General features: G+C 64.7%; 12 protein-coding genes. All 12 read right to left on the bottom strand.

Annotated features, from left to right (window positions below; all coding sequences use genetic code 11):
• Nucleotides 1-24: 24 nt before the first annotated feature.
• Nucleotides 25-906 carry an NAD(P)-dependent oxidoreductase gene (locus PSAL_RS08600; RefSeq protein WP_119839012.1) on the bottom strand — a complete coding sequence of 294 codons (882 nt, stop codon included), beginning with the start codon at nt 904-906 and terminating at the stop codon, nt 25-27.
• Nucleotides 893-1,759 (bottom strand): NAD(P)-dependent oxidoreductase, encoded by an 867-nt coding sequence (locus tag PSAL_RS08595; protein ID WP_119839011.1) that lies wholly within the window; start codon nt 1,757-1,759, stop codon nt 893-895. Before PSAL_RS08595 ends, PSAL_RS08600 begins: the two co-directional genes overlap by 14 nt.
• Nucleotides 1,756-2,829 (bottom strand): Gfo/Idh/MocA family protein, encoded by a 1,074-nt coding sequence (locus tag PSAL_RS08590; protein ID WP_119839010.1) that lies wholly within the window; start codon nt 2,827-2,829, stop codon nt 1,756-1,758. The genes PSAL_RS08595 and PSAL_RS08590 overlap by 4 nt, the downstream gene beginning before the upstream one ends.
• Nucleotides 2,830-2,960: 131 nt before the next feature.
• Nucleotides 2,961-3,638 carry a FadR/GntR family transcriptional regulator gene (locus PSAL_RS08585; protein ID WP_196222774.1) on the bottom strand — a complete coding sequence of 226 codons (678 nt, stop codon included), beginning with the start codon at nt 3,636-3,638 and terminating at the stop codon, nt 2,961-2,963.
• A gap of 139 nt (nt 3,639-3,777) precedes the next feature.
• On the bottom strand, nt 3,778-4,749 hold the full coding sequence (locus PSAL_RS08580; RefSeq protein ID WP_119839008.1) for a tripartite tricarboxylate transporter substrate binding protein: 972 nt from the start codon (nt 4,747-4,749) through the stop codon (nt 3,778-3,780).
• A gap of 102 nt (nt 4,750-4,851) precedes the next feature.
• Nucleotides 4,852-6,351 (bottom strand): tripartite tricarboxylate transporter permease, encoded by a 1,500-nt coding sequence (locus tag PSAL_RS08575; protein ID WP_119839007.1) that lies wholly within the window; start codon nt 6,349-6,351, stop codon nt 4,852-4,854.
• A 51-nt stretch (nt 6,352-6,402) separates the two neighbouring features.
• On the bottom strand, nt 6,403-6,975 hold the full coding sequence (locus PSAL_RS08570) for a tripartite tricarboxylate transporter TctB family protein (RefSeq protein WP_119839006.1): 573 nt from the start codon (nt 6,973-6,975) through the stop codon (nt 6,403-6,405).
• Complete coding sequence (gene dctP, locus PSAL_RS08565; RefSeq protein ID WP_119839005.1) at nt 6,972-7,910, bottom strand: TRAP transporter substrate-binding protein DctP; 939 nt, start codon at nt 7,908-7,910, stop codon at nt 6,972-6,974. The genes PSAL_RS08570 and dctP overlap by 4 nt, the downstream gene beginning before the upstream one ends.
• On the bottom strand, nt 7,907-9,037 hold the full coding sequence (locus PSAL_RS08560; RefSeq protein ID WP_119839086.1) for a Gfo/Idh/MocA family protein: 1,131 nt from the start codon (nt 9,035-9,037) through the stop codon (nt 7,907-7,909). Before PSAL_RS08560 ends, dctP begins: the two co-directional genes overlap by 4 nt.
• A gap of 23 nt (nt 9,038-9,060) precedes the next feature.
• A complete protein-coding gene (locus PSAL_RS08555) occupies nt 9,061-10,560 on the bottom strand; it encodes a tripartite tricarboxylate transporter permease (RefSeq protein WP_119839004.1) in 1,500 nt (499 codons plus the stop codon).
• A 3-nt stretch (nt 10,561-10,563) separates the two neighbouring features.
• Complete coding sequence (locus tag PSAL_RS08550; protein WP_196222773.1) at nt 10,564-11,130, bottom strand: tripartite tricarboxylate transporter TctB family protein; 567 nt, start codon at nt 11,128-11,130, stop codon at nt 10,564-10,566.
• 87 nt (nt 11,131-11,217) lie between these two features.
• Nucleotides 11,218-12,330 carry a Bug family tripartite tricarboxylate transporter substrate binding protein gene (locus PSAL_RS08545; protein ID WP_119839002.1) on the bottom strand — a complete coding sequence of 371 codons (1,113 nt, stop codon included), beginning with the start codon at nt 12,328-12,330 and terminating at the stop codon, nt 11,218-11,220.
• Between the last annotated feature and the right edge of the window lie 32 nt (nt 12,331-12,362).

Here is a 12,362-nt window from a genome sequence, read left to right as displayed (position 1 = left end):
CAAAGGCAGCCTTGGCCGGATCGGTTAGGGTTTGCCCGCCGCGTCGCGGGGGCGGCTGCGTTTGATCGGCAAGAGGACGGCGGCATTGTCCAGATCCCCCTCATCACGGTCCAGAGCGTCGCGCATCATCTCAAGATAGGTGGCGGTGAATGGCAAGCCCTGGCCTTCGGCGGCGGCGCGGTCCTCGATCAGGGAGAAATCCTTGAAGGATTGCGCGATGCGCCCCTGCGGCGTGAAATCCTGCGCGACCATCAGATCGCCCTTGGCCTCCATCACGTCCGAATGCGCCGCCGAGGCCCGCGCCATGTCGAGGAAATCCTGCGGCGCAAGGCCGAGCGCGCTGGCAAAGACCATGCCTTCGGCCAGGGCCGCGCGGTTCAGGCCAAGCACGAGGTTGATCGCCAGCTTGGCCCGGTTGCCGTTGCCGATGGCGCCGACGTGGATATGCCGGTGTGACAGGCGTTCGAAGACGGGGGCGAGGCGCGCGGCGCTGGCCGTGTCCCCGCTGACCAGCAGCAGGACGGCGCCTTTCGCCAGCGCACGCGAGGTGCCGGACAGCGGGGATTCGATCAGCGTGATGTGTTTTCCGGCAGCCGCTTGGGCCAGATCGGCCATGCGGTCGGGATCACAGGTGCTGACGGAAATCAGGATGCGTGGCCCGGGCGGGGCCGCGTCGATCAGCACGGCAAGCTGGTCGGTGTCGAAGACGCAGGAAAAGACGACCTCGGCCTGCCAGACCTCTTCGGGGGGGCAGGCCGTGCCGCCAAGGGCGGCGAAATCCGCCCGGCGCTGCCCGTCGGGGTCAAAGCCGCGCAGGGTATAACCGCCGCTCAGCAACCGCCCCGACAGCGCCGACCCGATCAGGCCAAGGCCGAAGACGCCGATCTCTGGCCTAGCTGTCGGCATTGTCGACCCCGGCCATCAGGGAACCGGCCATTTCGAAGAGATGAGAGAAATCCGTCTCGCCCTCACCCCGCGCCACGGCAAGCGCCAGCAGGCGATGGGTCAGGTCGGTATAGCCCGCAGGACCATTCATGGCCTCGGCAAAGCGGCTGGCCAGCGCCAGGTCCTTTTCCAGGTTGGCGATCCGGGAACGCGCGTTCATCGTGCCGCTCAGGATATCGCGGGGAAAGCGGACCTCGGTCACGAAGCTGCGGGCGTTGCCGGCGTTCAGCACCTCGACCGCGCTGTCCACGTCCAGCCCGGCCTTTTGCGCCAGGGTCAGCCCCTCGCAGGTCGCCATGAACGCGCTGTGCAGGATCAGGTTGTGGACCAGCTTCATGGAATGGCCCGCCCCCACCGGCCCCATGTGGAACCGCTGTTGCGCAATCTGGTCCAGCGCCGGGGCGATCCTGTCGATAACCTGTGCCTCGCCGCCCATCATCAGGGTCAGCTTGCCCGCATCCGCCCCCGCCGCGCCGCCGGTCATCGCCGCATCGACATAGGCGCAGCCCTGCGACGCGATGCGCGCCGCAAGGGCCGCACTGTCATCGGGATGCGATGTGGTCAGATCGACGATCACCTGACCATCCCGAAGCGGGGCATCGGCCAGCTTGTCGGCGATCTGTGCCGTGCTCGGCACGACGAAAAGCACCACATCGGCGGCCAGCGCGTCCTCGTGAACCGCCTGCGAAAGCCCGGCGCCGGCCATCGCCTGCGGGCTGGCGTCGAAGGCGGCCACAAGCAGCCCTGCCTGATCGAGGCGGCGCGCAATGCCCCGCCCCATCTGACCCAGACCAATGACGCTACAGGTGATCATTCGGCTGCTTTGAGGTCGGCCAATGTCGCCATGGAGCTGTTGGACAGCGGCAGCCCGACGACCTCGCCCGTGGCGGCCGAGATATCGGCGCCAAGGTAGCTTTCCATCACCATCCGCGCATGTTCCGGCGCCACCAGCGGGGCGCGGTCCAGCAGGACGGATTCAAGGAAATGCAGTGTTTCCGGCCCCATCTGACCGGCATACACGTGATCCAGGTGTTCACCCGGCATGGTCGACATGGGGAACTGCGTGCCACCCTCGACGGTGTTCAGCCAGTGATCTCGTGCGGTGTCGTCCAGAACCAGAGACCCTTCGGTGCCGGTGATCTCGATCCAGGTGGCGCAGTAGTTGGGGTAGCTCGGCGGCAGGTTCCATCCGCCCCCGATCACCACAAGGCTGCCGTCGCTCATGTTGACGGTGTTCCACATGCAATCGTAGGAGCCGTTGAGTTCCTTCATGAAACCATAGGCGCCCTGCGAATAGATCTTTTCGGGCTTGGCCGGGGCCAGCAGCCAGAAGACGAAATCGAGGTCATGGGTGCTTTCCATCGCCGCCGGAGACAGCTTGACCCGGTTGGCGATCCGCGTCCCGAGGCTGCGCGACAGGTGGCGCGAGACCATGACGCTGACGACCTTGCCCAGCTTGCCCTCGGCAATGGCCTTGCGGGCATAGGCGATCTTGGGGTTGAAGCGCTGCGAATAGCCGATGGTGAACTTCACGCCCTGCGACTTGGCGATGTTGATCAGATCGTCGGCTTCGGCCAGGTCCATGGCGATGGGTTTTTCCAGCAGCACATGCTTGCCTGCCTTCAGGCAATCGCGCGCGATGGGGTAGTGGGTCGGTTCCGGCGTGGTCGAAATATAGACCACTTCGATCGCGTCATTCGCCACGATGTCCTGGTAATCTTCCGTCGTGGATGCGGGCTTGGTCAGCGCCGCGACTTCTGCCAGGCGCTCGGGGTTGATCTCGCAGATGTGCAATTTGTCGACCAGCGCCGATTTCGCCAGCGATTCCGCGCGCATACCGCCGCACCAGCCTGTTCCGATGACAGCCACTTCGACCTGTCGCATATTGTTCTCTCCTCAAATCCAGTTGTTGCCAAAAACATAAGGCCGACAGAGCCTTGCGGGAATAAAGTTAATCTGATGGCGGCCATGAACATTCCCGATCCCACGGCGGGCGCCCCTGTTGCGCATGCGGTTCAGCGGCGGGCCAGCATCGTCTGCAGCGTCGAATTCAGATGTGCGTACATTGCCTGTCGGGCCTCGTCGGGCTTGCGCCTCTCGATCCCGGCAAGGATGGCCTGATGTTCGTCAAACGAATGGTAATGGGATTCCGGTCCGCTGTCGGGGGTGTCGAGCTGTCGCCAGACGACCACCAGGCGGACCCCGTTCACGATGCGGTGCATGGCCTGCAAGAGGGTATTCCCCGAGGCTTCGGCGATGGTTTCGTGAAACCGGCTGTCCAGTTGTTCGTAACGCGCCCAACTGCTGGCCACGGGCATCGCCTGACACAGACGGCGCAATTCGCGCAGTTGCGCCGGCGTGGCATGCAACGCGGCAAGGGCGGCAAGCTCCGGTTCAAGGGCCTGACGTGCCGACATGGAATCGACCGGGCCCGTGGTCTGCGACAGGGCGGAGATCGCCGTTTCGATCCCGGCATTTCCGGCGGTCTTGGGGAGCTTGGCAAGGTAGGTGCCGCGCCCGACGTGACGCGACAGAAGCCCTTCGGCTTCCAGCAACAGCAGCGATTTGCGCAGTTCGGACCGGGTCATGCCCAACTGGGTGCACAGCGAACGTTCCGGGGGCAGGCGGTCGCCTTCGGCGAGACCCGAATTCACTATCCAGCTGCGGGCCCTCGTCAAGATCTTGTCGCTCATCTGCTTTCCCGGCTCTTCCATCTGGTCCCGTGATGTCGCACGGGCGCGCTATTGGTCAACCTTTTGCGCCGTGGGGCTGTAAACGCTGTGCGGCGCGCCCCTTGGGGCACACCGCCTTTGTCGTTTCGAAAGCCGTGGCTTATTGAGAGGTCAGATCGGAGACCAGGTTCTCGTAGGCCTCGGCCTGACCTGCGCGCAGTTTCTCGTACTCGGGACCGCTCATCGGGTCGACGCTTTCGCCCAGACGCCCCATCAGCGTGTTGAAGGTCGGGTCCTCGAAAGTCTTTTCGAAGGCTGCGGCCAGGGTGTCGATCACGTCCTGCGGGGTGTCTTTCGGTGCCAGCACGAAGCGGTGCATGAAGCCGATGTCGCCATCAACGCCCACTTCGGCGAAGGTCGGGACGTCGTCATAGATCCGCTTGTCACCCGCTGTGGCCAGAACGCGGATTTCGCCTGCACGCAGCATTTCACCAAGGGCCGAAGGGAAGGCCATGGTCACATCCGCATCCCCGGACAGCAGCGCCTGCAGAGCCGGGCCGCCCCCTTGGTAGGGCACGAGGTTCAGCGAGATGTCGAGCTTCTGCATCATTTGCGCGGTCGGCACGAAGAAGGCGCCCCAGTTGCCCGAATGGGCCATCTGGATCTTGCCGGGATTGGCTTTCGCGTCGTCAACGAGATCCTGGAAGGTCTCGTAGGGGCTGTCGGCAGGCACGATGACCGAGGTCGGCGCATAGTTCACCCGTGCCACCGTCACGAAGTCTTCGAGCGGATCGTAGGGCAGGTTCTCGACGTATTGCTGCAGCATGTCGATGTAGTTGTGCGTGAACAGCAACTTGTAGCCGTCGGGCTTGGCCCGTGCGACCTCCTGCGTGCCCTTCTGGCCGCCGGCACCCGGCGTCAGCTGGACGATCACCGACTGGTCCAGGTAGTTCGGCAGGATCGACGTGATGACCCGTGCATTCAGGTCGTGCGATCCGCCCGCGCCAAGCGGGATCACCATGGTCACCGGCTTTTCGGGGTATTCGGCCAGAGCGCTGCCGGTGGTCCCGGTCAGGGCCGCCGCCGCCAGCGCGCAGGCTGTCAGCGATGCCTTCAAGGTTTTCTTCATCATAGTTAAGGTCCTCCCTTGGTTTAAGTCGTTCGTTAGTGTCCTGGTTCGAGTCTCCCGGCTCGAACCTCCCGGTCTTGGTGTCCGGGTCTTCGTGCCCAGGACCTAATGTCCCGGGGCGCCGATCGAGGCAGACTTGGCGTTCAGCCGCTTCCAGAGCAGGAAGCCGATCACCGGTGTCGCAAGCAGGATGCAGAGTGCACCGATACGTTCGGTCAGGAAAAATCCTGTGGCATCGCCACCGGCCATCGCCATGGTCTGGCCGAAGGCGTATTCCATCGATGGCCCGAGGATGAAGCCCATCACCATCGGCATCACGTCGAACCTTGCGGCACGGGCGATGATCCCGAAGATACCGAAGACCACCAGCATCAGCAGGTCGACGGGGTCGGAGCGATAGACGTAGGTCCCCGCGAAGGCGAACATGATCACCAGCGGAATAAGGACCGAGGTCTTGATCGTCACCAGCTTCGAGAAGAACGGGATCGACAGGTAGCCGATCACCAGGAACAGCAGGTTGGCGATGACCATGGCCACGAGGATGGCAAAGACCGTGGCACCCTGTTCCTCGAACAGTTGCGGGCCGGGGCGCAGGCCCTGCGCGACAAAGGCGCCCAGCAGGATCGCCGTGACGTTGTCACCCGGGATGCCGAGGGTCAGCAGGGGCACCATGGTCGGGCCGTTGACCGCGTTGTTGGCGGCCTCGGCGGCGGCGACGCCTTCCAGTTCGCCTTCACCGAAGGTTTCGGGATGCTTGGAGGCATTCTTGGCCGCGGAATAGCCCATCATGGCCGCCACGATCTGACCAAGGCCGGGCACGATCCCGACGGCGGTCCCGATCACGGTCGACCGGCCGATGGTGGGCAGGCAGCGGCGCAGGTCCGGCCAGTTCATCCGTTCACCGACAAGCGAGGTCAGCTTGCGCGCCTTCTCGTTGCGGATCACGACCGAGGCCACTTCGGGCAGGGCAAAGACACCGATCAGCATCGGCAGCAGTGGAATACCCGATTTCAGATCGAAGGAGCCGAAGGTGAACCGCTCGACGCCGCCCAGGGGATCGGTGCCGATGAAGGACAGCCAGAGACCGAGCATGATCATCATGAGGCTCTTGAGCGGGTTCGCACCCGAGGTGGCGGAGATTACCACAAGGCTCATCAGAAGGACGGCGAACAGCTCGGGCGGGCCGAATTGCATGACGAGGAAGGCGATGGGAAAGATCATCGCGATGGTGAAGATGTCGCTGGCCGTATCGCCGATGACGGAGGCGACCAGCGCCATGTCCAGCGCCTTTCGCGACTGGCCCTTCTGGGTCAGCTTGTAGCCGTCCCGTGAGGTCGCGACCGAGGCCCCGGTGCCGGGCATCGAGATCAGGATCGCCGGGACGCTGCCGCCGAAGATCCCGCCCTTGTAGATCCCCAGCAGGAAGGGGATGCCCACGATGGGATCAAGGAAGAAGGAGATCGGCAGCAGGATCGCCATCGCCATCAGCGTGGTGAAACCGGGCAGCGCGCCGACCAGCATGCCGGCAAACAAGCCGAAGCTCATCATCGTTACGGTGTCAAGGCGCATCGCCATCGCGAAGCCTTGGGTGAATTGTTCGATCATGCGAGCCTCTTGGAAACAGGGCGGTTCATGGGGTCCGGAAGCCTCTGCACGTCAGAGACCGGGGACCAGGGAATAAAGGGCCTCGACCTGGTCGAGTTCCGGCAGGGAAACGGCCAGCAAACGGGTCGCGGCAAGGTAAAGCAGCACGGGCCCGATGACCGAGACCAGCGTGATCTGCGTCACCGAGGTCGCGCCCATCAGCATGGAAATCAGCGCCACGGCGATGATCGTCGAGATCAGAAACCCGAAGGGCGTCAGGATCATCGCGTAAAGCAGCATGATGCCGAACAGGGTCGCCGCCCGGATCCATTGGTCCCGGGTCATGGGCGCGTCTTCTTCGGGGGCGATCCCGCGCAGGTTCGCGTAGAGCGCAAGCGCGCTGAGCACGGCCAGCGCCGTCAGGACGATTGTGGGGAACAGGCTGGGCGCAATGGCCGACAGCGACCGTCCGAACAGCGCCTTGGGTTCGGCCACCAGCGCGCCCAGAAACAGGATCGAGAGTACCGAGGCGATGAGCAGGGCGGCCATGGTCAGCGTCTCGGGGCTGCGGAACCTGCCCCTGCCGTTGTTGGGAGATCGATGCGCGGAATGCGGATCGTTGGAAGCGGTTTGGTCGGGCGTCATGCCGTGATCTCCTGAGGCTGTTCGAAAAGGTCCAGGGCTGCGCGGTCGATCCGGTCCCGCGTGCGGGCATTTTCGGCGGCGACGGCGTCCCGGAAGGCGGCTTGCTGATCGGCGGACAGGCTGTGCAACCGGCAGCCGTCGGCCAGCAGGGCGTCGGTGCACCCGCTGTCATCGGCCTTGGCGAAACCGCGTTGCGCAAGGCCGGCCTCGGCCATGGCGGCGCGGATGGCGCGGTGCAGGTCCTCGGGCCAGCTTTCGACCGTGGCGCGATGGAACCAGACCGGGGCGACGCCCTGCAGGTGGCCGGTCAGCGTGATCTCGGGCTGCGCGCGATGCAGGCCGAAATTGTAGATATTGGTCAGCGGGTTTTCCTGGGCATCGACCTCTCCGGCCTCGACCGCGGTGGCCAGGTCCTTGACATCGATCACGCGCGGATCAAAGCCGAGGGCGCGGAAGGCGCGCTGGTGGTCTTCGCTGGCGAGGGTCCGCAGGCTCAGCCCCGCGCAGTCCCCGGGCCCGTTCAGCGCGCGCGGCCCCGAGACATGGCGCAGGCCGTTGTCCCAGAACCCCAGGACGGCAAAGCCGGTCTGGCGCGCCACGTCTTCGGCGATTTGGTCCCCGAGCGCGCCGTCGAGCTTGGCAAACAGCGTCTCGCGTTCCGGCGCGGCGAAGGGCATGTCGAACAAGGCCAGCGAGGCCACGCGCCCCGCCATGTAGCTTGACGAGAAGTAGCAGCCGTCGATCTCTCCCTGCTCGACCATGTCGAGAAGATCGGCGGCCTTGCGCCCCTCGGTGGTGATGTTGGGGCGCAGCACGACCTCGGCGCGGCCATCGGTCAGGCGCGACAGGGCCGCGGCAAAGGCCTCGGCCCCGCGCGTATGCACGGAGGCCGGCCCCTGGTAGCCGCCGAAGGTGATGCGATGGAGCGCGCTCATCCGACCAGCTCGCGCATCAGCTCGTCGGGGTCGACGGGCAGGGCAACGGGCACGCCGCGCTTGGCCGAAAGGTCCATCGCCATGGTCATCATCAGGTTGCGATGGCCGTCGGCGGCGGTGGCATGCGGCGTGCGCATCCCGGCATAGACGCGCTGGAACCAGCTGTTGGTTTCCTCGCGCATCGGACCCCAAAGCTGACCGTCATGCAGATCGCCCGGCGGGTAGGAGGTCAGGAAATCGACGTGCCGCGCCGGGGGCGTATAGCCATCGGGCACATAGCCGCCGCCCTGCGCCACATTGGTCGCCATGACCAGATCGCGGTGCGTGTCCTCGATGTCGATGACGCCTTCGGTGCCGACAATCCCGATCTCGATGCCGTAGACGGCGCCGGGCCAGACCTCGGGCAGGGCCCAGCTGATGTTCATCGACCAGATCGTGCCGTCTTCCATGGTGAAGACGCCGAAGGTGCTGTCCTTGGTGCCATGGGCGCTGAGCACCTTGTCGCAGGACTGCGCAAAGACCGAGACGGGTTTCTTGCCCTCCATCAGCCACATCGACATGTCGAGGCTGTGGGTCCCCGAAACCACCATCGGCGTCAGCGTGGCACGTTCCTGGGTGCGCTGCGTCGTGGCGATGGGAACCATGCGGTTCATGAAGGCGCGGGTGACGACGGAATGCACATCGCCGATCTGGCCGGTGACAAGACGTTCCTTGATCGCCAGGAACCGGCGGCGGAACCGCTGGGTATAGCCAACGACCGCGTCGATGCCGTTTTCTTCGATCGCGGCAAGGATCTGGGCCGACTGGCGCGCATCGGTGGCCAGCGGCTTTTCGATGAACAGCGCATGACCGTTCTCGATGGCCAGCATGGTGGGATCGAAGTGAAAGTTCTCGTCCGTGGCGATGATCGTCGCGGTGACCTCGGGGCGGTTCAGAAGTTCGCGGTAATCGTCGGTGTAGAAATCGGCCTGCACATCCTCGGCCAGCTTGTGGCCGATGTCGGACTTGATGTCGCAAAGGCCGATCCAGCCGATACCGGGGAAGGCGCGCGCCAGTTCCGCACGGATCCGTCCGATGGTGCCGCAGCCCACGATTGCCAGGCCGACCTGTTGTTTGTCCTTAGTCATCTCGCTCTTTTCCTCTTTCATCGTCATTCCGCCGCAAGGGCAGCGGTTTTTTCCCGGCGGCTGCGCAGACCCCGCAGGATCCCTTCCACCACCACGAACAGCACTGCCAGCATCAGGACCGTCCCGATCCATTGCGACATCACGAAGCCCAGGCTCTTGTCCTCGAAGACCAGCAGCGCGCGGCGCAGGTTCTCGTCCGCAAGCGGGGCCAGGATGACACCCAGCACGATCGGGGCGACCGGGAAGCGGAAGATGCTGAGCAGCACGCCGAAGATACCGGCGCCGAACATGATCCAGACATCGAACATCGACAGCTTCACCGACCATGCGCCGATGATGCAGACCGGGATGATCAGCGGCATCAGCACGCCGCGCGGCAGGCTGAACAGCTTGACGCAGGGCTTGATCAGGGCAAAGGCGGCGCCGAACATCATCATGTTGGCCAGCAGCAGCGCGCCGTAGATGAAGTAGATCAGGCCGGGGTGGTCGATCTGGATGGTCGGCCCGACGCTGACATTCTTCAGCGTCAGCGCAGCCAGCAGCGCGGCAGCAGCCGCGTTGCCCGGAATGCCGAGCGCCAGCGTGGGCAGCATCGACCCGCCGATATTGGCATTGTTCGATGTTTCCGCGCAGACCAGCGCCTGATAGCTGCCCTTGCCCCATTTCGCCTGTTCCTCGGGCGAGGCACGGCGGCGGCCGATGTCATAGGCAAGAAAGGAGGCCACGTTGGCGCCCGCACCCGGCACGGCCCCGATAAGCGCGCCCAGGATGCCCGACCGGGTCGCGGCGGGGGTGAAGCGCAGCAGTTGGCGCAGCGGCGGAAAGACCCGGCCGACCTTGCTGGGGATGGTGGGGGCCGAGCGCGAGGGCAGGGTGCGCAGGATCTCGGCAAAGCCGAAGAGGCCGATCAGGATGGCGACATAGCTGATGCCGTCGAACAGCATGAAGCTGCCGAAGGTGAAACGCGGCACCGCGTGGATCTCGTCCAGGCCGACAAGGGCGATCAGGATACCGATCCAGCCCGCGATCCAGCCCTTCAGGGGCATCTCGCCCGAGGCCATGGAGCCCGAGACCATGATGCCGATGACGGCCAGCCAGAACATCTCCCACGAGCGGAAGTTCAGGGCGAAGCTGAGGATCAGCGGAATGAACAGGACCAGCAGCAGGATGCCCAGGGTCCCGCCGATGAAGGAGGCGGTGATCGACATGCCAAGCGCCTGGCCGCCTTCGCCGCGTTGCGCCAACTGGTGGCCTTCGATCATCGTGGGCACCGCGTCGGGGGTGCCGGGGATGTTGATCAGGATGGCCGAGATCGCGCCACCGAAGACCGAACCGGTATAGACGCCGATCATGAAGCAGATGGCCAGGTCCTGCGACATGCCCGCGGAGAGGCCGATCAGCAGGCCCATGGCCATGGTCGTCGACAGCCCCGGCAGGGCGCCCCAGATGATGCCGAGCGACACCCCGGCAAGCGTCATGATCAGCAGCATCGGAGACATGAGTTGGAGGAATGCGTCAATCATGGCTCAGAATCCGCCCGGCAGTGGAATGTTGAAGAGTTTCTGGAAGGTCAGTGTCAGCGCCAGGGTCCATCCGGCGGAAATCGCCGCCTTGGTCCACAGGGGGCCGCGCCAGAAGACATGCATGATGGCGGCAAGCGCGATGAAGCTGACGGGCTGGAAGGCCGAAAAGACGAAGGGGATACCAGCGATGTCGAAATAGACCTGAAAGGCCAGAAGCTGCAGCGCAAGGATGTAGGCCCCGACCATCCCGGCCAGCACCAGCATCCGCATCTGTTCTTCGAGATCACCGAAAAGCTGTTCCGAAGACGCGCCGGTCACGCGCCGGCGCTGGATTGCCGAATGCCCCAGCACGATTGCCATGACCGCCAGCGATGCCGCAGCCATGAAGGGCAGCAACCCCGGCGCGGTCAGCGCAGATCCCGGTACGGGAAGACGCAGGGAGGCCACCATGACCACGATGGCCGTGGCGATCAGGGCTCCGGCCGCGATGATGTCGAGGATCGGGGCGGCGTCGCCCGCGTTCGCGTCCTCGCCTTCGAACTTGATGTCGTCCGAAACAGGGGAAGTCATGAATGGCACCTCCGGTGCCAGCCTTCGGCTGGTTAGTTGAAGCAGGGAATGCGCCCGGGCGGCCATCGCAACCCGGGCCGGGGGCAATCAGCTGATCGGCGGCGGGGTGTAGCCCTGCGGCGGCCACCAGGAATCGAAGTCCTCGGGCGCGGGCAGGCCAAGTTCCTCGGCGGTCCGGACCTCGGCGCCGATGGCGTCCTGGTTCTTGTTGAAGATATCGGCCGTGATGGTCTCCATCAGCGCGCCCTGACGGTCGGCTTCTTCGCCGACAAGCAGACCGGGCTGGAAGAAGTTCTGCTCCATCATCTCCTTGAAGCCGTCAGAGGTTGCGGCCGCGCGGAAGGCGTCGGCAAGCTGCTGAAGGACTTCGGGCGGCAGATTGCGCGGCACCATGAAGTTGTAGGTGGCACCGACGGGCAGGATCTTCTGCGCCTCGGGGATGATCCCGCCGATCGAGGGCAGGACCTTGCCGTCATCCAGGGTGATGTCGCTGGTGCTGGCGTGGCAGAGATTGCGCAATTCGCCGCTGCGGATCAGGTCGATATGTTCATGCAGACCGCCGCCGGCGACATCGGTTTCGCCCTGAAGCCCGGCCAGCGTGGCCGGTTTGCCGCCCTTGTAGGGGACGTATTTCATCTCGATCCCGGCCATGTTGGCGATGATCAGCGAGACTTCGTGCCAGACACCACCGGTGCCGGAGGTGGAGATCGTCAGTTTGCCGGGGTTGGCCTTTGCCTCTTCGATCACGTCTTCCATGGTCTGGAAGGGGGAATCCGCGCGCACCGACCAGCTGGCGGGCGCATCGGCGGCCTTCATCGGCAGCCAGTCCTGCCATGGCACGAAATCGGCATGGCCCAGGACTCGCACGAAGCGGTTGTAATTGGCCGCCCCCAGCAGCGTGTAGCCATCGGGCCGTGCTGCAGAGACATATTGCGTCGCCACGCCGCCGACCGCGCCGGGCTTGTTGACCACGTTGATCGTCCAGCCTTGCGCGCGGGCCATTTCATCGGCCAGCTTGCGCATAATGGCATCGGTGCCGCCACCCGCGGCATACATCACCACAAGTGTCACCGGCCGGCGGGGAAAGTTCTGGGCAAGTGCCATGCCGGGCATGGTGATGGCCATGGCCGCCAGGCCGGTCGCGCTTGCGCCCTGCGCCAGAATCGCACGGCGGGTCAGGTGTTTCCTGTCGTCTGTCATGATGTCTCCTCCCTTGATGTGATGCGGGGGCT

Origin of the sequence: Pseudooceanicola algae (assembly GCF_003590145.2) — a bacterium.
Lineage (GTDB): Bacteria > Pseudomonadota > Alphaproteobacteria > Rhodobacterales > Rhodobacteraceae > Pseudooceanicola > Pseudooceanicola algae.
The sequence above is the reverse complement of the archived record's forward strand: the minus strand, read 5'-3'. Positions and strand labels throughout refer to the sequence as shown.